Origin of the sequence: Hydrogenophaga sp. ANAO-22 (genome assembly GCF_042466645.1) — a bacterium.
Classification (GTDB): Bacteria; Pseudomonadota; Gammaproteobacteria; order Burkholderiales; family Burkholderiaceae_C; genus Hydrogenophaga.
The window spans coordinates 3,319,259-3,340,950 of the sequence record NZ_CP159956.1; the positions used below are offsets into that span (position 1 = coordinate 3,319,259).

Consider the following 21,692-nt stretch of genomic DNA (forward strand, 5'->3'; position numbering starts at 1 on the left):
TCAGAGCTTGGAGACCCGCTCCAGTTCGGCTCTGAAGAGGGTGACGACCGCCTGGTCGTAGGCGGCGGAGAACTTGTCGTAGACGGGGCGCACTTCGGCCCGCATGCGGGCCAGTTCTGCGGCGGGAATGTCGTTGTAGATCATGCCCTTGGCCTTGAGCTCGCCCAGCGCTTTGCCTGAGACCTCCCGGCTGATGACTCGTTGCCAGTTCTGGGCTTCAGTGGCGGCTTCCTGAAGAATCTTCTGCTCCACCGGCGAGAGGCGGTCCCAGAAACGTTTGCTGATCTGGATGGGATTGGTCGCGTAGACGTGGTTGGTGCCGCTCACGTACTTCTGGACTTCGTAGAACTTGCTCGACTCGATGACCGCGAAGGGATTCTCCTGCCCATCGACCGCTTTGCTGTCGAGCGCGCCGTACAGTTCGGCAAACGGCATCGGCAGCGGGTTGGCCTTGAATGTCCTGAAGGTTTCCAGGAACACCGGGTTGGGGATCACGCGCAGCTTCAAGCCTTCCAGATCGGCGCCCTTGGTGATGGGCCGCTTGCTGTTGGTGACGTTGCGGAACCCCAGATCGAAGAAGCCCAGCACCACCAGGCCCTTTTCCGGCAGTTTGGCGGTGAGCATCTTGCCCAGCGGGCCGTCCACCAGCGCATCGGCCTGCCGCTCATTCGCGAACAGGAAGGGAAAGTCCAGCAGGCCAAATTCCTTGACGATGCCATTGAGCGAGGTGGTCGATGCCACCAGCATCTCCTGCACACCGCCTTGCAGGGCCGCCTGCTGCTGCAGCTCGTTGCCGAGCTGGGACGACGCGAACTCCTGCACCTTGATCTTGCCGCCGGTCTTGGCGGCGACGATCTCGGCGAACTTGCGCACGCCCAGGCTGGTGGGATGGCCCGCATTGTTCAGATGGCCAAACTTGATGGTGCGTTCCTGGATGTCCTGCGCACCCGCCCCGCTGGCCAGGCCGAGCGAAAGAGCGGTGGCCAGCACGGCCAGCGATGCCTTGATCTTCACGTGTTGTCTCCTTGGAATTGCGTCAGAATCGAATGGGACGGCGATTTTGAGAATTATGTTCCAGTTGGAATGCTATTCCATTTTTGCCGTGTGTTGCAATAGCGGAATCCATGGCCATCAACCTCGACCGATCCCTCGCTGCCCTTGAGTACCTCGCGGCACGCCCCGAAGGCCAGCCTCTGGCCTCGATTGCCGACGACCTGAACATCCCGCGCAGCGCATGCCACCGCATGCTCAGCGACCTTGTTCGTTGCGGCTGGGTGCGCCAGATGCGCGAGCACGGCGACTACGCGCTCACCACCAAGCTTGCCGCGCTGGGCCTCAACTACCTGAGCGGGTCCGGCATCGTCGACATCGCGCAGCCGCTGATCGACCGAATGGCCGAGATCTCGGGCGAACTCGTGCGTCTGGCCATCGTTGACGGCGAGCGCCTGACCTTCGTTGCCAAGGCGCAGGGCGCCAAGGCGGGCCTGCGCTACGACCCGGACGCAGGCACCGATGTGCGCCTGTCGTGCAGCTCGGCAGGCCATGCGTGGCTGGCCACCCTGCCCGAGAACCAGGCGCTGGAGATCGTGGCGCGCCAGGGCTTTGGCAGCCGCGAGCAGTTTGGGCCCAAGGCGCCCAACACCGTGAAGGCACTCGCGAAAATCCTCGAGGACACGCGCCGGCGCGGCTACAGCACGATCAATGAAATGTTCGCGCCAGGCATGAGTGCCATGGCGGCGGCGATCCAGCGCCCGGGCGAAGCCGCCATCGGCGTGATCACGATCGCAGGCCCGCTGATCCGCTTGACGGAATCGCGCATGAAGGAGCTCGGCCCGGCGCTGGTCGCGATCGCTGCCGAACTGGCCTTGGCCAGCACCTCTTCGCCCATCTTCGAGCGCTACCGCGTCCGCGAGACCGAGCCCGGTTGAGGCCTGTCGGGTGTCCCGGCATGTCGCGGCCTGCTACCGTGTGGGCATCGCCACCCTACCGGAAAGCCCTCCATGCGCCATTTCCTCGCTCCCTGCCTGCTGCTCGCCGCCGCCACCACCGCCGCCCATGCCGAAGAGATCGGCTCGGTGGACACCGTGTTCAAGTTCATCGGGCCGGACCACAAGATCGTGGTCGAGGCCTACGACGACCCCGGCGTGACGGGGGTCACCTGCTACATCTCGCGCGCCAAGACGGGGGGCATCAAAGGCGCCTTCGGCCTGGCCGAGGACAAGTCCGAGGCGTCCATCGCCTGTCGCCAGGTCGGCCCGATCGCCATCGCCAAGCCCATCAAGGAGCAGGAAGAGATCTTCAGCGAGCGCACCAGCCTGATCTTCAAGCGGCTGCGCATCGTGCGCATGGTGGACGCCAAGCGCCATTCGCTGGTCTACCTCACCTACTCCGACCGTGTGATCGAAGGCTCGCCGCAGAACTCGGTGGCGGTGGTGGCGGTGGACCGCGCCACGCCGATGCCGGTGAAGTGACGGCGCCATGGACGTTCGCCAGCTCCGGTACTTCGTCGGCATCGCCGAGTCGCGCTCCCTCACCGAGGCTTCGCGCCGGCTGCACATCGTCCAGCCGGCGCTGAGCCAGCGGCTCGGCGACCTGGAGAAGGAACTGGGCGTGCAGCTCGTGGTGCGCGGCCGCGTGGGCACGGCCCTCACGCCGGCCGGCGTCGAGCTGCACGAGAACGCCAAGCGCATCCTCAAGCAGATCGACTACGCCACCGCCGCCGTGAAGGAGAAGGCCGGTGTGGTGGAGGGCGTGTTGACCATCGGCCTGCTGCGCAGCCTCTCGCCGGTGCTCAGCGTGCGCCTGTTCACCGAGCTGCGCGAGGCCATGCCCGGCGTGCGCCCGCAGATCCGCGTGGGCTACTCGGCCGAGCTGGAGGCGATGCTGCACCAGGGCGCGCTGGACCTTGCCACGCTGGTGACGGAGCCCGGGCAGGGCGGCGGTGCGCGAACGATGGCGTTTTCCGAGCGCCTGTGCCTGGTGGGTTCGTCGGCGATGCTGGCCCCGGTGTCGCGCCGGCCGCGCCTGAAGCACGTGGTGGGCATGCCGCTGCTGCTCTCGCCCATGCAGCCGGCGCACCGGCTGGTGATGGAGGCGGCGGAGCAGCAAGGGCTCTCGCTCGACGTGGTGGGCGGCATCGAGGACGTGGCGTCGATCCTGGAGCTGTGCGAGGCCGGGCTGGGCGTGACCATCCTCACCTCCTTCGTGGCCAAGCGCGCGGCCGAGCGGCGCGGCATGGCGGTGCTGCCCATCGCCGAGCGCGGGCTGGAGCGCCACCTGCGCATCGCCCTGCAGCACGACGCGCACCGCTCCGCCGCCGTGCTGGTGGGCGAGTCCATCCTGGGCCGCGTGCTGGGCGACGTGCTGCGCCGCGCTTGAGCCGCGCTGGCGCGGTGCCCGCGCCCTTCCATTGCGCAACGTGATGGCTGCATCGTCACAAAGTATTGGCCGACGCGAAAAGGCGGCGGCACAGTGGCGCCTCCACACCGATAACGAGGAGACGTCGTGAAGAACAAAAGCATTCGCCATGCCCTGGGCGGCACCGCGCTCGCAGCCCTGGCGTTCGGCGCCGGCGCGCAGGACGTGCAGATCTATGGCATTGCCGATGTGTACGTGGGCAGCGTGCGCGGCAGCAGCACGAAGACCGTGGTGGACGACGGCGGCAACGCCGCGTCGCGCCTGGGCTTCCGGGGCCGTGAAGACCTGGGCGGCGGTCACGCCGCCTACTTCGCGCTGGAGATGGGCATGCTGGTCGACGTCGGCACCACCGCCGTGAGCAGCGGCTTTGGCCGCCAGGCTTTCGTGGGCTACCGGGCACCCTGGGGTTCGCTGGAGGCGGGGCGCCAGTACACGCCGCTGTTCTTCAACCTGCTGGCCACCGTGCCCTTTGGCATGAACGTGAACTGGGCGCCGGTGCAGATGTCCACCAGCATGGACGGGCAGCCCGCCGCCGTGCGCGCGCTGGGCTTTCCGCTGCGCCAGTCCAACCTGCTGCGCTACCGGTACGGCGGCGGCCCCAACGCCAAGGGGCTGAACGTGGACGTGGTGGCCGCGCCGGGCGAGGACGCCACCAACAGCGGCGACATGGTCGGCTTCGGTGCCAGCTACCGGGGCGACCACTTCTTCATCGGCTACGCCGGTCAGCGCATCGACAGCGGCACGGCGGCGGTGACGAAGTTCCGCAATGAGATCCAGGGCGTGAACGGCAGCTACACGCTGGGCGCGTGGACGATTTCGGGCGCGCACCTGGTGTCCGACAGCAGCCTGCCAGGTGGCCGGCGCGCGGCGCACACCGTGCTCGGGCTGGCGCACGACGCCGGCCCGCACCGCTGGATGCTGGAGGCCAACCGCCGCGATCTGAAAGGCAGCCCGAACGACGCGCTGGCCATCGCCCTTGGCTACGACCACAGGCTCAGCAAGCGCACCGCGCTGTACGGCCGCCTGCTGCACCTGAGCAACCGGGGCACGGCGTCCAACGCGCTGGCGCAGGCGGTGGTCAACGCGGGCAGCGGCGACGATGTGCGCGCCGTGGCGCTGGGCGTGCGCCACAACTTCTGAGCCGTCGCATGAGCCGTCCCAACTTTCTGGTCATCGTCACCGACCAGCACCGCGCCGATTACCTGGGTTGTTATGGCCACCCGATCCTGCGCACGCCCCACATCGACGCCCTGGCCGCGCGCGGCACGCGCTTCGAGCGCTTCCACGTGGCCAGCCCGGTCTGCATGCCCAACCGGGCGTCGCTGCTCACCGGGCGCTATCCGTCGGCGCACGGCCTGCGCATCAACGGCGGCGTGCTGTCGCGGCGCGCCACCACCTTCGTGGAGCTGCTGCGCGAGCAGGGCTACCGCACGGCCAGCCTGGGCAAGAGCCACGTGCAGCCCATGACGGACCGGCCCGCCGCGCGGCAGGACGGCGCGCCCGTGGCGAGCCTCGACGCCTGGAAGGACGATGGCGGCGACTACACGCAGGAGCAGCCGCACCACTACCAGGGCACCGACCGCCAGGCCTTCGCCACGCCGTACTACGGCTACGACGAGGTGGACATGGTCACCTTCCATGGCGATCAGGCGGGCGGCCACTATCTGCAATGGCTGCGCGCGCAGCGGCCCGACGCCGACCGCCTGCGCGACCCCGCGAACCAGCTGCCGCACGGGTACACCTGCCCGCAGGCCCACCGCACCGCCGTGCCCGAGGCGCTGTACCCGACCCGCTACATCCGCGACCGCGCGGTGGATTTCCTGCGGCGCGCGCGCGGCGCGGAGCAGCCTTTCTTTGCGTTCGTCTCGTTCCCCGATCCGCACCACCCGTTCACGCCGCCGGGGCGCTACTGGGACCTCTACGACCCGGCCGATTTCGAGGTGCGCCTGCCCTACGAGGCGCACCGCAACCCGACGCCGCCCATGCGCTGGTGCCGCGAGCAATGGGCGCAGCACGCGCGCCACCGCCAGGGGCCGCACGACGGCTTCTTCGCCACCGGGCAGGAGCTGCGCGAGGCCATGGCGCTGACCTGCGGAATGATCACCATGATCGACGACGCGGTGGGCGACATCGTGCGCGCGCTGGACGACAACGGCCTGCGCGAAGACACGGTGATCGTCTTCACCTCGGACCACGGCGACTACCTCGGCGAGTTCAACCTGGCGCTCAAGGGCGCGCTGGCGTCGCAGGCCATCACCCGCGTGCCCTTCATCTGGTCGGACCCGCGCGCGCCCGCGCCGGCCGTGAGCCGCGCGCTGGCCTCCACCATCGACATCGCGCCCACCATCCTCGCGCGCAGCGGCATCGCGCCGTACCACGGCCTGCAGGGCCGCTCCCTGCTGCCCTGCCTGGACGGCCAGGCGGCGGTGCAGGACGAGCTGCTGATCGAGTACCAGGACAACCGCGCGCGCCAGGGCTTCGCGCGCCCGGCCTGCGTGCGCACGCTGCTGACGCCGCGCCACCGGCTCTCGGTCTACAAGGACGAGGCCTGGGGCGAGCTGTACGACCACCAGGAAGACCCCGACGAAACCCACAACCTCTGGGATTCGCCGGCCCATCAAACGCTTCGATCCAGCCTGATTCAACGATTGCTGCACAAGATGCTGGATGCCGTGGACCCCAGTCCGCAGGCGCGCTACGCAGCGTGAAGGAGACCAACAACATGCAACGCCGTCAACTCATCGTGGGCGCCGGCCTGGGCCTCGGCCTGGGTCCGCTCGCTTTCGCCCAGGAATGGCCCGACCGCGCCATCCGCGTGATCGTGCCGGGCGGGCCGGGCTCACCGGCCGATGTCGCCATCCGCGCCATGCAGGACGTGCTGCCCAAGCACCTGGGCCAGGCCATCGTGGTGGACAACCGCGCGGGTGGCCAGGGCATCATCGGCGTCGAAGCCGTGGCCAAGTCGCCCGCCGACGGCTACACGCTGGGCCTGATCAACCTGCAGACGGCGGTGGCCCCCGCGCTGCGCGCGAAGACGCCGTTCGACCTGCAGCGCGATTTCGTGCCGGTGGTGCAGCTCACCTCCGAATCGCCGGTGCTGCTGGCGCGCGAAGGCCTGGGCGCGCGCACGCTGGCCGAGCTGGTCGCGCTGGCGAAGAAGCAGCCGGGCCAGCTCACGTTCGGCAGCGCTGGCGCGGGCACGCCCTCGCACCTGGGCATGGCCTTGCTGCAGCGCGCGGCCGGCATCGAGATGCGGCACGTGCCCTACCGCACCGTCGCCTCGGCCGTCACCGACCTGGCCGGCGGCACGGTGGACGTGGTGCTCGCGGGCTCGGCCGCGGCCCAGCAGGGGCTCAACGGCGGGCGCATGGTGCCGCTGGCCCTTTCGGCGCCGCAGCGCAAGGCCAGCTTTCCCAGCGTGCCGACGTTGGCGGAGGCGGGTTTTCCGGGCATCGACCTGCGCGGCTGGACCGGCATCGTCGTGCCCACCGGGGTGCCGGCGGCCGTGACCGCGAAGCTGGCCAAGGCCTTCGCGGCGGCCCTGACCCAGCCGGCGGTGATCGCGCGCATCGAAACCTCGGGCGCCGAAGTCAGTGGTGTGGCCGGGGCCGCGTTCCAGGCCTTCGTGCAATCGGAGGCGCAGCGCTGGCGCAAGGTGGTGGTGGATGCGAAGATCACGGCCGACTGAGCCGCGCCGTTTGCCTGTACCCTTGGCCGGATGACGACATCCGACACCCAAGAACCCATTCACGAAGCCCGCGTCTGGAGCGACGAACACTGGACCGCCCGCGTCATCAAGAACGACGACGACGACGGCTGGGCCGTCGCCATGTACCTGGACAACGGGGCCGAACCGGCGCTGGTCGGCCCCTGGACCATGGGCCGCGACAAGAAGAACCCCAAGCCGCTGGACACCGCGGCCTTCAACACCCTGGTGAAGACCGCGAAAGAGGTGATCCGCCGCTCCGAGCAGCAGCGGCACGCGGAGCTGAACAAGAACGTGACCGTGGCGGTGGACGGGCAGCGCATCCGCGTCGCCCTGGCCATCGTGCCCGACGAGGAGGGCGCCACCGCCACGCTGCGCGCGCTCGACGAGTTCGACGCCGAGTTGGCCTGCGTGTCCGTGCCGCCCACCTTCAGGCTGAACGTGGACAGCGCGCAGGCCTGGATCGCCGCCGGTTTCGAGAGGCCCGCGCGATGATCGACGGCCTGGTCGCCGGGCGCCTGATGGGCGAGGCCTCCCGCCGCGTGGACAAGGCCGGGCGCGGCTACATCGTGGCCCGCGTGCTGGCCCGCAACCGGGCGGACGAGGAATTCATCGTCAACGTGATCGCTTTCGACGAGGCGGTGGGCCAGGCGCTGGTGGCGCTGCGCGACGGCGAGTCGCTCAGCCTCTCGGGCGGGCTCACGCCCAAGGTCTGGACGGACAAACAGGGCATCGTTCGCCCCAGCCTGGACATGGTGGCCACCCACGTGCTGTCGGCGCACCAGCCCGGCGCCGGGGCTTGACCCCGCTTGCCCCAAGGGCGCGCGCCTCTGCGAAAATCGCCCGGATGAACGCGACCAACACCACCGAACTCATGAACACCCTGGGGCTGCAGGCCAAGGCGGCCTCGGCGCTCATGGCCAAGGCCAGCGCGGCCACCAAGCTGGCGGCCCTGCGCGGCCTGGCCGCGCTGCTGCGCGCCAACGTGGACGCGCTGCAGGTGGACAACGCGAAGGACCTGGAGCGCGCCCGCGCCAATGGCCTGAGCGAACCCATGGTGGACCGGCTCAAGCTCACGCCCAAGGTCATCGAGACCTGCGCCCAGGGCTGCGAGCAGCTCGCGGCCATGCCCGACATCATTGGCGACATCAGCGGCATGAAGCAGATGCCCAGCGGCATCCGCGTGGGCCAGATGCGCGTGCCCATCGGCGTGTTCGGCATGGTCTACGAGAGCCGGCCCAACGTGACGATCGAGGCCGCCTCGCTGTCGATCAAGAGCGGCAACGCGGCCATCCTGCGCGGCGGCTCCGAGGCCATCGAATCCAACCGCGCCCTGGCCGCACTGGTGCAGCGCGCGCTGACGGACGCCGGCCTGCCGGCCGACGCGGTGCAACTGGTGCCGACGACGGACCGCGCCGCCGTGGGCCAGCTCATCACCATGCCGCAGTACGTGGACGTGATCATCCCGCGCGGTGGCAAGGGGCTGATCGAGCGCATCAGCGCCGAGGCCAAGGTGCCGGTCATCAAGCACCTGGACGGCAACTGCCACACCTACGTGGACGAGCCCTGCGACATCGCGCTGGCGGTGAAGGTGACCGACAACGCCAAGACGCAGAAGTACAGCCCCTGCAACGCCACCGAAAGCCTGCTGGTGGCGCGCGGCGTGGCGGCCGATTTCCTGCCGAAGATCGGCGCCATCTTCGCCGCCAAGGGCGTGGAGATGCGGGCCTGCGCCGAGAGCCGGGCGATCCTGGCGGCGGTGCCGGGTGCGAACCTGAAGGAGGCGACCGAGGCCGACTGGTCGGAGGAATACCTCGCCCCGGTCATCAGCATCAAGCTGGTAGCGGGCGTGGACGAGGCCATCGCCCACATCAACCGCTACAGCAGCCACCACACCGACGCCATCATCACCACCGACCACGTGCACGCCCAGCGTTTCCTGCGCGAAGTGGATTCGGCCAGCGTCATGGTGAATGCGAGCACCCGCTTCGCAGACGGTTTCGAGTTCGGCCTGGGCGCCGAAATCGGCATTTCCACCGACAAGTTCCATGCCCGCGGCCCGGTGGGCGTGGAAGGCCTGACCTCGCTCAAGTACGTGGTGCTGGGCGAGGGCGAAGTGCGGGGCTGAGGCCCTGAAAGACCGGCCTTGAAACGCCCGGTGCGCCTGCTGGCATTCCTGGCCCTGGCGCATGCGGGTGGGGCCGTGGCGGGTGAAGCGGCGCAGAACTGGTTCAACGACCCGTTCTTCCAGATCTCGGCCGCCGTGCCCGACTGCCCCCGGCCGGCGGGGCCGTTCATCACCGAGCGCGAGCGGCTGGCCCAGACGCACCGGCGCGCCGAGAAGGGCACGACCTGCTGGCTCGCGAAAGCCTGCGATCGCCCCAACGCCTTCGCCTACGACCAGGACATCGCCACCGCCTTTCGGCAGGCCCTGAAACGGCGCCCCGCGTTCACCGCCGCCAGCACGCTCTGGGTGACGGTGCAGGGGCGTGTGGTGTACATCGAGGGCTGTGCCCGGCGCCAGGCCGTGGCGGCGCAGGCCGAGGCCTTTGCGCGGGCGTTGCCGCACGTGCAGCAGGCCAGCGCGATCATCCGCCACGACCCCTCGGCGCGCCCGCCCTACCGGACCGCCGCCGACCGCCCCTGAGGGCGTTCACCAGGAGTGAAGAGACCATGTGCCGCAACATCAAGACCCTGTTCAATTTCGAGCCGCCCGCGACCGAGCTGGAGATCCGCGACGCCTCGCTGCAGTTCGTGCGCAAGCTCAGCGGCTTCAATGTGCCGTCGCAGGCCAACGAAGCGGCGTTCGACCGTGCGGTGGAGCAGGTGGCCGCGACGGCGCGCGAACTCATGGCCTCGCTGCGCACCACCGCCGCGCCGCGCAACCGCGAGGTGGAGGCGGCCAGGGCGAGGGCGCGTTCGCTGGCGCGTTTTGGACCAGGCTGATTTGATAGTTAATTAGAACTTTTCGTCTAAAATACTCAACTTGTTTAACAAAAATTGAGTAAAAAGATGAAGATTTTCTTCGCAGCCACGCTTGCGGCCCTGACAACGGCATGTGCTTCCTTGCCCATGCCTCTGGCCGAGGGGGCCCCCAAAGTTGATCCCTCGAAACCGCTGTATCTGATGTCGGTGCGCGTGAACAATGAACACAAGCCGAGGTGGAAGCCAGATGTGCTTGGTGTTCTTCTGGATGCGCGTGGAGGCGTGGCAAAACCTGAGCAGGTGGCCTTTCGGATGGACGGCAAGGGCCGTGTCGTCTCACCTGCAGAAGACGGAAGCGTGACCTACCTATTGCGTTTCACGGTCGATAGTGCGGCGTACACCCTTCGCGGCCTCAACGCCATGAGCGCTGCGTTTCCCGTACTGGGCACTTACTTCGTGCCTTTGCACTCCGAACTGCCCTTGGCAACCGCCGGCGCTCACTACCTTGGGGCGGTCAATGCGGTGATTCGCGAACGACGGGACAACGAATTCCGTGCAGGCCCTGTTGTCCCATTGATTGATCAGGCGATTGCGGGGGCTTCGACCGGGACTTTCGATATTGAAATCACGGACGCTTACGAGAGAGATGTGGCTCTTTTCAAAAAGACCTTTACCGCTTTGGACGGAGTGGAAATCCAGAAGGCTGTATTGCCGCCTTGGAGCCGGAATGAAGCCCAGACTTATTGGGAAAAAAACTGAGCCTCAGCGCCGCCCCGGCCAGTCCGTCCCGCCTTCCCCTTCGAACACCGCGCGCAGCAGGTTGCCGGCCTGGGAGGCCAGGGTCAGCAGGCCCCAGATGAGCAGCCAGGGGCTGGCGCGGGCCGGCCGCATGCCGCCGTCCCACCAGTAGGCGAAGCCGCCGGCCAGGGCGAACAGGGCGCCCAGCAGCAGGAACATTCCCATCAGCAGCACCCGCAGGCCGGTGCTCTCGGGTGGCCGCCACACGCTGAACCAGGCGGCCAGGGCGGTCATCAGGGCAAAAAAAGTCATCGGGGCCCTCCCTCGGGCACGAATGGGGCCGCTTCCAGGCGCTGGAACCGGCTTGAAATTGGCGTCATGCGCCCCCATTACACTGGTTGCCTCCCCAGCCGCCAATACCCCTCCCCCTATGGTCCCGCACCTCGTCACCGCCCTGACCGGCCCCATCAACGAGCTCGAGCAGCGCATCCTCGAGTCCACCCCGGTGATCGAGCGCTGGTTCCGCCTCGAGTGGATGGAGCACACGCCGCCGTTCTACACCTCGGTGGACGTGCGCAACGCGGGTTTCAAGCTGGCGCCGGTGGACACGAACCTGTATCCCGGCGGCTGGAACCACCTCACGCCCGAGATGCTGCCGCTGGCGGTGCAGGCCGCGATGGCGGCGATCGAGAAGATCTGCCCCGAGGCCAAGAACCTGCTGCTGGTGCCCGAGAGCACCACCGACACCTTCTACCTGAGCAACCTGGCGCAGCTGCAGCGCATTTTCTACATGGCCGGGCTCAATGTGCGCCTGGGCTCGCTCTCCAACGACATCAAGGCCCCCACCACCATCGAGCTGCCCGGCGGCGACAAGGTGGTGCTGGAGCCGCTGCTGCGCAGCAAGCGCCGCCTGGGCCTGAAGAACTTCGACCCCTGCACCATCCTGCTCAACAACGACCTGAGCGCGGGCGTGCCCGGCATCCTGGAAGACCTGCACGAGCAGTACCTGCTGCCACCGCTGCACGGCGGCTGGGGCACGCGGCGCAAGAGCCACCACTTCAAGGCCTATGAAGAGGTGTCCAAGCGCTTCGGCAAGCTGCTGGGCATGGACCACTGGCTGATCAACCCGATGTTCAACCAGTGCGGGCAGGTCGATTTCAACGAGGACGCCGGGCTGGAATGCCTGCGCAGCAACACCGACGCGCTGCTGGGCAAGATCCGCCGCAAGTACAAGGAATACGGCATCAACGAAAAGCCGTTCGTGGTGGTCAAGGCCGACAACGGCACGGGCGGCATGGGCATCCTGACGGTGCGCGACGCCAAGGACATCGACAACCTTTCGGCCAAGACCAAGGCCCGCATGGCCGTGGGCCAGGCCGGCCAGGAGGTGCACGAGGTCATCATCCAGGAAGGCGTGCTGACCAACGAGCGCATCAACAGCGCGGTGGCCGAGCCCGTGGTCTACATGATGGACCGCTACGTGGTCGGCGGCTTCTACCGCGTGCACGCCGACCGCGGCGTGGACGAGAACCTCAACGCGCCCGGCTCCAGCTACGTGCCGCTGGCGTTCGAGCAGAGCGCGCAGCTGCCGCAGCCCGGCCAGAAGCCCGGCGCGAGCGTGCCCAACCGCTTCTACATGTACGGCGTGATCGGCCGCCTGGCCATGCTGGCGGCGAGCTACGAGCTGGAAGCCACCGACCCGGACGCCGAAGTCTACGAGTGAGTTGCTGCGGCGCAACATTCGGCGCGGACGCCGCCGTTTAGAGCGCTGAGCCGGCAGACAAGGCCCTGCCGGCGGGCGCACAATCGCGTTCCCTCGACAACCGAACCCCGTGCCAACAGGCCGGGGTTGTTTTGTGTCCGCTTCCAAATCGTCCCTGGCTGCGCTCACCCTCGGCGCCATCGGCGTGGTGTACGGCGACATCGGCACCAGCGTGCTGTACGCCATGAAGGAGGTCTTTGGCTCCGGCCACGTGCCTTTCACCCACGCCAACGTCTACGGCATCCTGTCCATCCTGTTCTGGACGCTGACGGTCATCGTCTCCCTCAAGTACGTGGTGCTGGTGCTGCGCGCCGACAACAACGGCGAAGGCGGCCTGATCGCGATGCTCGCGCTGGCCTCCATGGCGGTGAAGGAGCGGCCCGCCCTGCGCCAGACGCTGCTGGCCATCGGCATCTTCGGCACCGCGCTGTTCTATGGCGACGGCGTCATCACGCCGGCGATCTCGGTGCTCTCGGCCGTCGAGGGCCTGGAGGTGATCTCGCCGCACTTCAAGCACTACGTGGTGCCCATCACCCTGCTGGTGCTGTTCGCGCTGTTCGCGGTGCAGAAGCGTGGTACCAGCGGCATCGGCCGCTTCTTCGGCCCGATCACCCTGGCCTGGTTCCTCACCATCGCCGCGCTGGGCGTGTCGCAGATCGTGGGCCATCCCGAGATCCTGGGCGCGCTCAGCCCCCTGCACGCGCTGCGCTTCATGTGGGCGCAGCCCGGCACCAGCTTCATCATCCTGGGCGCGGTGGTGCTGTGCGTCACCGGCGCCGAGGCGCTCTACGCCGATCTCGGCCACTTCGGCAAGCGCCCGATCCGCCTGGCCTGGTTCTCGGTCGTCATGCCCTGCCTCACGCTGAACTACTTCGGCCAGGGCGCATTGCTGCTGGCCGACCCGGCGGCCGTGAAGAACCCGTTCTTCAACATGGCGCCCGAGTGGCTGCTGCTGCCGCTGGTGATCATGGCCACCATGGCCACGGTGATCGCCTCGCAGGCCTTGATCACCGGCGCCTTCAGCGTGACCAAGCAGGCGATCCAGCTCGGTTACCTGCCGCGCCTGAAGATCCAGCACACCAGCGTGAAGCACACCGGCCAGATCTACATGCCGTTCGTGAACTGGAGCCTGTTCACCGCCATCGTGCTGGCGGTGGTGATGTTCAAGTCGTCCAGCAACCTCGCGGCGGCCTACGGCATCGCGGTCACGCTGGACATGCTCATCACCACGGTGCTCACCTTCTACGTGATTCGCTACAGCTGGAAGTACCCGCTGTGGCTGTGCGCGCTGGCCACCGGTTTCTTCTTCCTGGTCGATCTGGCTTTCTTCAGTTCCAACCTGCTCAAGCTCTTCGCCGGCGGCTGGTTCCCGCTGCTCATCGGCGGCGCGGTGTTCACGCTCATGATGACCTGGAAGCGCGGCCGCTCGCTCATGACCGAGGCGCAGCACGCCGAATCGATCGAGCTGAACAGCTTCCTCGATGCGCTGTTCATCGCACCGCCCGTGCGGGTGGAGGGCACAGCGGTGTTCCTCACGGCCGACATCGGCACCGTGCCCAACGCCATGTTGCACAACCTCAAGCACAACAAGGTGCTGCACGAGCAGAACCTGTTCGTCACCGTGCGCAGCCAGGAAGTGCCCTGGATCGGGCTGAACAAGCGGCTGGAGATCGAGCCGCTGGGGCACGACTGCTGGCAGGTGGTGGTGAACTACGGCTTCAAGAACGACCTGGACCTGCCCGAGGCGCTGTCGGCCATGCGCGGGCGCGGCTGCGACATGGGCCCGATGACCACCAGCTACTTCCTCTCGCGCGATGTGGTGGTGCCCACCATCGGCAGCGGCATGGCGCCCTGGCGCGAGAAGCTGTTCGCCCAGATGCACCACAACGCGAGCGCGGCGGCCGAGTTCCTGAACCTGCCGAGCAACGCGGTGATCGAGCTGGGCTCGAAGGTGGAGATCTAGGGGTCAGATTTTCCGGAAGGACGCCTGGTGGTCCGAGATGGTCTTGCTCAGCCGGTCCAGCCGTTTCCTCAGCACGGCCTCGGCGAGGGATTTGTCCTGGACCTCGTTGCGCGGCACATCGGGTGGGTAGACGCCCGGTGAGCCGACGGGCGACATGGACCAGTGGTACGCCAGGGTCAGGAACGAGCCGGCATCGACGACGACACCCTCTTCGGGATCGTATCTGTAGCCGGCGTCGTCCATGATGTGCGCAACCTCCGGGTCGGTGCACGGCATGAGGCCCGTCTTCAGAAGCACCTCGGCGACTTCACTCAGCCGCCACTCGCCCACAGGCTCGCGCCATGTCGGCAGGGCCGTGCAGCCGCCGGCCTGCAGGCAGCGCAGGGTGTGGGCCGCGCAGTTGTTGGTCCAGGCACCCGCGGAGGAGGTTTCGCGCTCGCCGGGCGGCAGCATCAGGGGTTCGTGCGGGAAGCGTTGGCCCGGCACGGAGACGGTGCTGGTCAGGCCACGGCCGAAGGCGCCTTTTTTCTCCAGCAGATGTTGGTCGGGATCGGTGCCGTAGGCGAGCGCGCGGGCGTTCACATAACTCTCGTGCGCGGTGCGATCGTTGAATTCGCGCAAGGCGGCCCAGTTGTTCAGGTGGGCGAACTGGACCATGGGCGGGCCGGAGAGGTCGTACGAGTGCCGGATCGGCAACGTGGTGACCTCACGGGCCTTGTCGCCCAGCACCCGCTGGTGAAGGTCCGTGGTGTCGTAGGTGTTGGACGGCACCCCGACGATGCCCGGCATCAGGTTGCTCACAGGGTCTTGGGCCGACACCCTGATGGACTCGTGGTGGCAGACCGATGCGCCGCCATCCGGGGCGAACGCCATCAGCGAGACGTGGGTGATGCCACCCTTGTAGGTATCCTGGTGGTAGCAGATGGCCGCCACGCCTTCGTGCGGCTGGCACGCCCGCAGCCGCTTGCCGAGCCCGTTGAAGAAGGTGGTGCCCCAGGTCCCGTCGTGCTCGAAGACCTCGCCGAAGATCAGCCCCTTGGCCGCCAGGTCGGCGCACATCCTGTCAAAGACCTCCTTGGACAGCCCGGACGCTTCGAGGAACTGGCCGTGGAAGCGCTGGTTGTCGAGTCGTTCGGGGGCCGCTACCTCCTTGCCGGGTCGAAACTGGATGACCCCTTTGTCGTCCGCCCCGAAATGCACCTGGGCCAACGCGGCGACATCCTGGGGATAGCGGCAGTCGGCCAGTGAGGCGGCGAAACGCATCACGGCCTCGGGTGAGCCCTCCAGCCGGGCCCATGCCACCAGGACCGCCTTGACGAAATCGACGCAGTTGGGAGCGTGCCGGGGCGCTTTGCCGTCGATCAGGAATGCGCGGAGGTCTTCGGCGCTGAGCATGTCGATGGGCTTGTCACCGCGCAGGGAGTAGAGGCCGAATTCTTCACCCCCGATGACCCGCGCCAGTGCTTCGAGGTGTTGGGGGGTGAGTTCACCGACGCCCATGGACCGAGGGGTGTGGTCGAAGCGCTGTTCTGCCCACCGGGGGAGCGCAAGCCAGGTGAGGTTCTCGTACTCGACGTCTTTCCCACCCATGTCGGTGTGGATGGTGTCGCGGCGAAGCACCGGCGTGTGGTTGTCGGGCTGATGACCGATGGACCCCGGGTGTTCGGCGTCTGCGGGCTGGCCCAGGAAGCTTTGGAGCGAGGTGAATTCCGTGGCGTTCAGTCGGAAGGCGATGTGGCCGGTCTTCGACAGCGCGCCCTCGGGGTTGCGCCTCGTCTCGCTGAACAACAGCTGGGCGAACGGCTTGGCGTGGACCTTGACGAATGCGCTGCCCACGCCGGGGAGGCAGGTGCCGAGGGCGTTTCTGATGATGGGGTTCATGAGGGGCTCAGGCGCTGGCCAGCGCGGTGCGGGCCTGGTTGACGCGCGCCTGCAGCCAGGCCGGCAAGGAGGGGGTGCGTTCCAGCGCGTCCAGGGGCACGTCGAAGCGGTACGCCACCTTCCCCGAGTTGGGCACGACCACAAAGCAGCCCGACACCTCGTCATTGGCGCGGGCGTTGTACTCCAGCAGTTGAATCTCATTGCCGGGTTGATGGCCGAGGTCGACGTACACGACGAGACCCGAATCGCCTTTGGGAATCAGTCCGACAATGGTGCCGTCCACCTCGAAGTGAGGGGTCCGGGCGGTGCCCTGCCAGTTGTCCAGCTGGGTTTGCTCAAAGAGCTTGTGCATCAAGGCGGCATAGCGCATGGTGGGGTCCTGGTTGAACGGCCGGGCCGTCTCGAGCGCGACCCGTCAGGGAGTAGTGCGGGACCTGGCGGTTCGGTTCCGTCGGCGCCCGCCGAGCGGGGTTCCGGGGCCATTGCCGGTGGCCCCCGTGCGTTGTGCCGCCGCCCGGCACAATCGCCCGATGTCTTCCACCGCGTCCCCCTCCTTTTTTCGAGACGTCAACCTCTCGGCCGCCACGGCCGGCTTCGTGGCCGTGCTGGTGGGCTTCACCAGCTCGGTGGCCATCGTCTTCCAGGCCGCGCAGGCGTTTGGCGCCACCCCCGCGCAGATCACCTCGTGGATGTGGGCGCTCGGCCTGGGCATGGGCCTGTGCTCGGCCATTCCCTCGCTGGTGCTGCGCCAGCCCGTCATGATCGCCTGGAGCACGCCGGGCGCGGCGGTGCTGGCCACGGCGGGCCTGGCCGGTGGCTTCACCATGGCCGATGCCGTGGGGGCTTTCCTCATCAGCGCCGCGCTGATCGTGCTGGTGGGCGCCACCGGCTGGTTCGAGCGCGTGATGAACAAGATTCCGATGGCGATCGCCTCGGCCCTGCTGGCCGGCGTGCTGGCGCGCTTCGGCCTGCAGGCCTTCGCCGCCGCGCAGACCGCGCTGCCGCTGGTGGTGCTGATGCTGCTGGCCTACCTGCTGGGCCGGCGCCTGCTGCCGCGTTATGCGGTGCCGCTCACGCTGGCGGTGGCCATCGCCTACGTGGTGGCGCGGGGCCAGTTCAATGGCGGCGCGGTGAGCTTCGAACTTGCCATGCCGGTGTTCACCATGCCCGTCTTCAGCCTCGCCGCGTTCACCAGCCTGGCGCTGCCGCTGTTCGTCGTCACCATGGCCTCGCAGAACCTGCCGGGCGTGGCCGCGATCCGCGCGGCGGGTTACGACATGCCGATCTCGAAGATCATCACGCTCAGTGGCGCGGCCACGCTGGTGCTCGCGCCCTTCGGCGCCTTCGCGCTCAACCTCAGCGCCATCACCGCGGCCATCTGCATGGGCCCCGAAGCCCACGCCGACCCGAAGAAACGCTACACCGCCGCCGTGGTGTGCGGCGGCATCTACGTGCTGATCGGCCTCTTCGGCGCGGCCATCACCGGCCTGCTCATCGCCTTCCCGCGCGAGCTGGTCATGGCCATCGCCGGCATCGCGCTGCTGGGCAGCATCGGTGGCGGCCTGCACGCCGCGCTCAAGGACGACGCGCACCGCGAGGCCGCGCTCATCACCTTTCTCGTCACGCTCAGCGGCGTGGTCATCGGCGGCATCGGCTCGGCCTTCTGGGGCGTGGTCGCCGGCGCCGTCGCGCTGCTTGTGCAACAGTACGGACTCACCTCGAAAAAGCCCTGAACGAACAACGCCATGAAAAAGATCCTCGTCGTCGCCGACCCGCTCGAAGCCTTCAAGATTTACAAGGACACCACCTTCGCCATGATGCGCGAGCTGCAGCGGCGCGGCCACACGCTGGCGGCCTGCGAGCCCGAGCACCTGCAGTGGCAGAGCGGCCAGCCGGTGACGGCGCAGGTGCGCCACGTCACGCTCACCGGTGACGCCGAGGCCTGGTTCACCACCACGCGCGAAGGCCGCGAGCCGTTGCACAGCTTCGATGCCGTGCTGATGCGCAAGGACCCGCCGTTCGACAGCGAGTTCTTCTACGCCACGCACCTGCTGGAGCAGGCCGAGCGCGAAGGCGCGTGCGTGTTCAACAGCCCGCGCGCGCTGCGCGACCACCCGGAAAAACTCGCGCTGATGGAGTTCGCGCGGTTCGCGCCGGCCACGCTGGTGACGCGCCGGCCCGAGGCCATCCGCGCCTTCCACGCCGAGCACAAGGACATCATCCTCAAGCCGCTCGACGGCATGGGTGGCATGGGCATCTTCCGCGTCGGGCCCGACGGCATGAACCTGGGCTCCATCATCGAGACGCTGAACCAGGGCGGCGCCACCAGCGTGATGGTGCAGCGCTACCTGCCGGAGATCGTGCTGGGCGACAAGCGCCTGCTGCTGATCGGCGGCCAGGTCGCGCCCTTCGTGCTCGCGCGCATTCCGCAGGGCAGCGAGGTGCGGGGCAACCTCGCGGCCGGCGGCAAGGGCGTGGCCCAGCCGCTGAGCGACACCGACCGTGCCGTGGCCGAGGCCATCGCCCCCACGCTGGCCGCGCGCGGCCTGCTGCTGGTGGGGCTGGACATGATCGGCGACAAGGTGACCGAGATCAACGTCACCAGCCCGACCTGCTTCCAGGAGATCCAGCAGCAGACCGGTTTCGACGTGCCCGCGATGTTCGTCGACGCGCTGGAGGCGGCGCTCGCATGAGCGACACCCCTGCGCCTTCGGCCCAGCCGCGCAACCCGCTGCACGGCCTCACGCTGGAGGCGATCCTCACCGCGCTGGTGGACCACTACGGCTGGGACGGCCTGGGCGAGCGCATCCCGGTGCGCTGTTTCAACATCGACCCGAGCATCCCGTCCAGCCTGCGCTTCCTGCGCAAGACGCCGTGGGCGCGCGAGAAGGTGGAAGGGCTGTACCTGTTCATGCTGCGCGAACAGCGCCGCGCGGGCCGGGACTGACCAGCGCCAGCAGCGCGGCGGCCAGTGGCACCACCGCCTGCGCCGAACCCAGGGTGGCCAGCGTGGCCGCGCTGAGCAACAGCCAGGCCACCGCGCCGGCGCGCAGCGCCCCCGGCAGGGCGCGCGGGTGGGCGTCGAGGCAGAGCAGCAGGCCCAGCGTCGCGATGGCCGTGGGGTCGGGCGCCAGGCCGATCACCTCGGCCTGCGACCACGGGCGGCCGAAGACCAGGGGCAGCGCGGGATGCGGCCCCACTGCCCACAGCAGCAGGCCCAGGCCGAGCCGGCGGCGGCCCGGTGAGGTGGTGGCGTGGGGCCGGCGCCAAGCGAGCGCGAGCAGGCCCAGCGCCTGCAGCGCGAAGGCGATGGCGAAGGCACTCGCGGCCCAGTTGATCGGGGTGTAGCGCCACCAGAGAAAGCTCCAGGCCACCCAGGCCCACGCGAGCGCCGCGCCGATGAGGCCCACGCGCGCGGCCTGGGCAGGGCGGCGCCACAGGCCGATCGCCAGCGCCATCGCCAGCAGGCTGAAGACCCAGGGCGCCGGCCACCACGCGGCGTTCTGCAGCTCGAACAGCCGCCAGTAGGTGCGCGGCGCGAACATCAGGAAATCCGCCGGCCGGTAGGTCCACCATTCGCTCATGGCGTGGCCCTACAGCGCGGCCACGTCGCGCGCCATGCGCGCGCGCAGCGCCGCGTCGGGCAGGGGGCCGCGCGCCGCGCCCATGTTCTGCCGCAGGTGCGCGACCTGGCTGGTGGCGGGGATCGCGCAGGTCACGCCCGGGTGCGAGACCACGAACTTCAGCGCCACCTGCGCCCAGCCGTCGCAGCCGATCTCCGCCGCCCAACCCGGCAGCTTGTGGCGCGCGAGATCGCGCAGCAGCGCGCCCTCGCGGAAGGGCCGGTTCGCGAGCACCGCGATGCCGCGCTCCTGCGCCAGCGGCAGCAGGCGCTGCTCGGCCTCCCGGTCGAGCAGGTTGAGGCTGAGCTGCACGAAGTCGATCGGCTGGGTGCGCATGGCGCGTTCGAGCTCGGTGTGCCGCCGGCCTTCGGAGGTGGTGATGCCCACGTAGCGCAGGCGGCCTTGCGCCTTCATCTCGAACAGGCGCGGCAGGTGGCCTTCCCAGCCCAGCAGGTTGTGCACCTGCATGAGGTCGAAGCGCGGCACGCCCCAGAAGGCCCGCGAGGCCTCCATCTGCGCGTGACCGCGCGCCGCGTCGCCCACCCACACCTTCTCGGCCGAGAACAGCGCGGCCGGGTGCCGGAGTTTCGCCAGCGCGTGGCCGATGGTGGGTTGCGAGGAGCCGTACATGGGCGAGCTGTCGATCAGCCGCCCGCCGGCCTCGAAGAAGGCGCGCACCACCTCGGCACAGGCGTCGCGCGCCTGCGGGTCGTTGCCCACGTTGAAGGTGATCCAGCTGCCCAGGCCGACGACGGGCAGGGCCTCGCCGCTGGCCGGGATGCGGCGCGTGAGCAGGCCCGGTGCCGCCGGGTTGGCGGCCCAGGCCGGCCAGGCCGCGGCCAGGGGTGCGCCGAGCGCGGCGCCCAGCCACTGGCGGCGGTTGCCGCGGAACGGCGGAGGAAACATGGTGGCCTCCCGTTGGGGCGTGAAAGCCGTGGGACGTGGCGCGGTGCCGGGAAGTTCCGGCCCGCGCGGCTTACTTCAGCAAGGGCGAGCGCAGGATGATCTGCACAGTGGCGAAGAAGTGTTCTTCCAGCGCCTTGAGCGCGGCGGGCTCGTCGCGCGCGAGCACCGCATCCACCAGGCGCTTGTGTTCGGCTTTCACGTCGCGGTGGTGATCGGTGTCCAGCGGCACAGAGAGCAGGCGGTAGCGCTCGCTTTGTGCGTAGAGCAGCTCGCGCATGCGCAGCAGCCACACGCTGGGGCAGGCGCTCACCAGCGCTTCGTGGAAGGCGCCGTGGGCCTGGTTCCAGGCCGGCGCCTTGCGCGCCTCTTCGTCCGAGGGGATGTCCTGCAGCCGCTCCATGCGGTGCGTCGCGGCGACGATGCGGATCTCCCACTCCACGTCGCCGTGCTGCATGGCCTTGCTCAGGCAGAGCGATTCCAACTCCACGCGCGTGCGCGTGAGGTCCAGCAGTTCCTCCCTGCTGACCGGCGCCACGCGGTAGCCCCGGTGGGACTCGGCGACCACCATGCCCTCGGCCCCCAGGCGCGAGAGGGCTTCGCGGATGGCGCCCAGGCTGACCTCGAACCGCTGTTCCAGCGCCTTGATGTTGAGTTTGGCCCCCGGCAGCAGGCGGCCCTCCAGGATTTCCGCCCGGATGAGCTGGCAGACGGTCTCGGCCTGGGTGAGTTTGGCGGCGGGGGTGGGCATGGCAGGCGAGATTGTATGAGGGA

At 68.6% G+C, this 21,692-nt stretch carries 24 protein-coding genes; 17 read left to right on the forward strand and 7 right to left on the reverse strand.

The genetic code is table 11. From position 1 onward, the window contains the following. On the reverse strand, positions 1–1,014 hold the full coding sequence (locus ABSY19_RS15960) for a TRAP transporter substrate-binding protein (RefSeq protein WP_291113752.1): 1,014 nt from the start codon (positions 1,012–1,014) through the stop codon (positions 1–3). A gap of 110 nt (positions 1,015–1,124) precedes the next feature. On the opposite strand from ABSY19_RS15960, the gene ABSY19_RS15965 reads away from it, so the two are divergent. The 12 genes from ABSY19_RS15965 to ABSY19_RS16020 all read left to right on the forward strand — a co-directional run bounded on the left by ABSY19_RS15965 (position 1,125) and on the right by ABSY19_RS16020 (position 10,807). Further along, positions 1,125–1,928 (forward strand): IclR family transcriptional regulator, encoded by an 804-nt coding sequence (locus ABSY19_RS15965; RefSeq protein ID WP_291113755.1) that lies wholly within the window; start codon positions 1,125–1,127, stop codon positions 1,926–1,928. Positions 1,929–2,000: 72 nt separating this feature from the next. Continuing rightward, positions 2,001–2,471, forward strand: a complete 471-nt coding sequence (locus ABSY19_RS15970; protein ID WP_382153256.1) for a CreA family protein — start codon at positions 2,001–2,003, stop codon at positions 2,469–2,471. Positions 2,472–2,478: 7 nt separating this feature from the next. After that, positions 2,479–3,378 (forward strand): LysR family transcriptional regulator, encoded by a 900-nt coding sequence (locus ABSY19_RS15975; RefSeq protein WP_382153258.1) that lies wholly within the window; start codon positions 2,479–2,481, stop codon positions 3,376–3,378. Positions 3,379–3,504: 126 nt separating this feature from the next. After that, positions 3,505–4,557: a porin gene (locus ABSY19_RS15980; protein WP_382153260.1), complete on the forward strand. Its 1,053-nt coding sequence runs from the start codon at positions 3,505–3,507 to the stop codon at positions 4,555–4,557. Between the two features lie 8 nt (positions 4,558–4,565). Next, complete coding sequence (locus tag ABSY19_RS15985) at positions 4,566–6,125, forward strand: sulfatase (protein ID WP_382153262.1); 1,560 nt, start codon at positions 4,566–4,568, stop codon at positions 6,123–6,125. Between the two features lie 14 nt (positions 6,126–6,139). Continuing rightward, positions 6,140–7,105 carry a Bug family tripartite tricarboxylate transporter substrate binding protein gene (locus tag ABSY19_RS15990; RefSeq protein ID WP_382153265.1) on the forward strand — a complete coding sequence of 322 codons (966 nt, stop codon included), beginning with the start codon at positions 6,140–6,142 and terminating at the stop codon, positions 7,103–7,105. Between the two features lie 30 nt (positions 7,106–7,135). Further along, positions 7,136–7,618 (forward strand): hypothetical protein, encoded by a 483-nt coding sequence (locus ABSY19_RS15995; protein WP_382153268.1) that lies wholly within the window; start codon positions 7,136–7,138, stop codon positions 7,616–7,618. Then, on the forward strand, positions 7,615–7,926 hold the full coding sequence (locus ABSY19_RS16000; RefSeq protein WP_382153270.1) for a single-stranded DNA-binding protein: 312 nt from the start codon (positions 7,615–7,617) through the stop codon (positions 7,924–7,926). Before ABSY19_RS15995 ends, ABSY19_RS16000 begins: the two co-directional genes overlap by 4 nt. 44 nt (positions 7,927–7,970) lie before the next feature. After that, positions 7,971–9,251 (forward strand): glutamate-5-semialdehyde dehydrogenase, encoded by a 1,281-nt coding sequence (locus ABSY19_RS16005; protein ID WP_382153272.1) that lies wholly within the window; start codon positions 7,971–7,973, stop codon positions 9,249–9,251. 18 nt (positions 9,252–9,269) lie between these two features. Further along, complete coding sequence (locus ABSY19_RS16010) at positions 9,270–9,770, forward strand: BON domain-containing protein (RefSeq protein ID WP_382153274.1); 501 nt, start codon at positions 9,270–9,272, stop codon at positions 9,768–9,770. 26 nt (positions 9,771–9,796) lie between these two features. Further along, positions 9,797–10,069, forward strand: coding sequence for a DUF2277 domain-containing protein (locus ABSY19_RS16015; protein ID WP_382153277.1), 273 nt, complete (start codon positions 9,797–9,799; stop codon positions 10,067–10,069). 66 nt (positions 10,070–10,135) lie between these two features. Beyond that, on the forward strand, positions 10,136–10,807 hold the full coding sequence (locus ABSY19_RS16020; protein WP_382153279.1) for a hypothetical protein: 672 nt from the start codon (positions 10,136–10,138) through the stop codon (positions 10,805–10,807). A gap of 3 nt (positions 10,808–10,810) precedes the next feature. Here the strand turns inward: ABSY19_RS16020 and ABSY19_RS16025 are convergent, their stop codons facing one another. Next, on the reverse strand, positions 10,811–11,098 hold the full coding sequence (locus tag ABSY19_RS16025) for a hypothetical protein (RefSeq protein WP_382153282.1): 288 nt from the start codon (positions 11,096–11,098) through the stop codon (positions 10,811–10,813). A gap of 118 nt (positions 11,099–11,216) precedes the next feature. Here ABSY19_RS16025 and gshA point away from each other — a divergent pair, with 118 nt between their 5' ends. Then, complete coding sequence (gene gshA / locus ABSY19_RS16030) at positions 11,217–12,509, forward strand: glutamate--cysteine ligase (protein ID WP_382153285.1); 1,293 nt, start codon at positions 11,217–11,219, stop codon at positions 12,507–12,509. 133 nt (positions 12,510–12,642) lie between these two features. Then, positions 12,643–14,511, forward strand: a complete 1,869-nt coding sequence (locus ABSY19_RS16035) for a potassium transporter Kup (protein WP_382153288.1) — start codon at positions 12,643–12,645, stop codon at positions 14,509–14,511. A gap of 3 nt (positions 14,512–14,514) precedes the next feature. Here ABSY19_RS16035 and ABSY19_RS16040 read toward each other — a convergent pair whose 3' ends face one another. Together ABSY19_RS16040 and ABSY19_RS16045 are read right to left on the reverse strand one after the other, a co-directional pair. Continuing rightward, positions 14,515–16,392, reverse strand: a complete 1,878-nt coding sequence (locus ABSY19_RS16040) for a hypothetical protein (protein ID WP_382153291.1) — start codon at positions 16,390–16,392, stop codon at positions 14,515–14,517. Between the two features lie 7 nt (positions 16,393–16,399). Then, positions 16,400–16,762, reverse strand: coding sequence for a hypothetical protein (locus tag ABSY19_RS16045; protein ID WP_382153294.1), 363 nt, complete (start codon positions 16,760–16,762; stop codon positions 16,400–16,402). Positions 16,763–16,922: 160 nt separating this feature from the next. On the opposite strand from ABSY19_RS16045, the gene ABSY19_RS16050 reads away from it, so the two are divergent. From ABSY19_RS16050 to ABSY19_RS16060, 3 genes are read left to right on the forward strand one after another with little or no spacing between them, the layout of a single operon-like run. Beyond that, positions 16,923–18,125 (forward strand): benzoate/H(+) symporter BenE family transporter, encoded by a 1,203-nt coding sequence (locus ABSY19_RS16050; protein WP_382153297.1) that lies wholly within the window; start codon positions 16,923–16,925, stop codon positions 18,123–18,125. 12 nt (positions 18,126–18,137) lie between these two features. Next, the gene (gshB, locus tag ABSY19_RS16055) at positions 18,138–19,085 is read left to right on the forward strand and encodes a glutathione synthase (protein WP_382153300.1); all 948 of its coding nucleotides are present in this window, start codon (positions 18,138–18,140) and stop codon (positions 19,083–19,085) included. Next, positions 19,082–19,339 carry a VF530 family DNA-binding protein gene (locus ABSY19_RS16060; protein ID WP_382153304.1) on the forward strand — a complete coding sequence of 86 codons (258 nt, stop codon included), beginning with the start codon at positions 19,082–19,084 and terminating at the stop codon, positions 19,337–19,339. Before gshB ends, ABSY19_RS16060 begins: the two co-directional genes overlap by 4 nt. On the opposite strand, the gene ABSY19_RS16065 is transcribed toward ABSY19_RS16060, so the two are convergent. From ABSY19_RS16065 to ABSY19_RS16075, 3 genes are all read right to left on the reverse strand, one after another. Further along, positions 19,302–19,976 (reverse strand): DUF6064 family protein, encoded by a 675-nt coding sequence (locus ABSY19_RS16065; protein WP_382153307.1) that lies wholly within the window; start codon positions 19,974–19,976, stop codon positions 19,302–19,304. The two genes, ABSY19_RS16060 and ABSY19_RS16065, sit on opposite strands and share 38 nt — an antisense overlap. 9 nt (positions 19,977–19,985) lie before the next feature. Continuing rightward, positions 19,986–20,921, reverse strand: coding sequence for an aldo/keto reductase (locus ABSY19_RS16070; RefSeq protein WP_382153310.1), 936 nt, complete (start codon positions 20,919–20,921; stop codon positions 19,986–19,988). Between the two features lie 70 nt (positions 20,922–20,991). Continuing rightward, complete coding sequence (locus ABSY19_RS16075) at positions 20,992–21,669, reverse strand: GntR family transcriptional regulator (RefSeq protein WP_382153313.1); 678 nt, start codon at positions 21,667–21,669, stop codon at positions 20,992–20,994. Positions 21,670–21,692 lie beyond the last annotated feature (23 nt).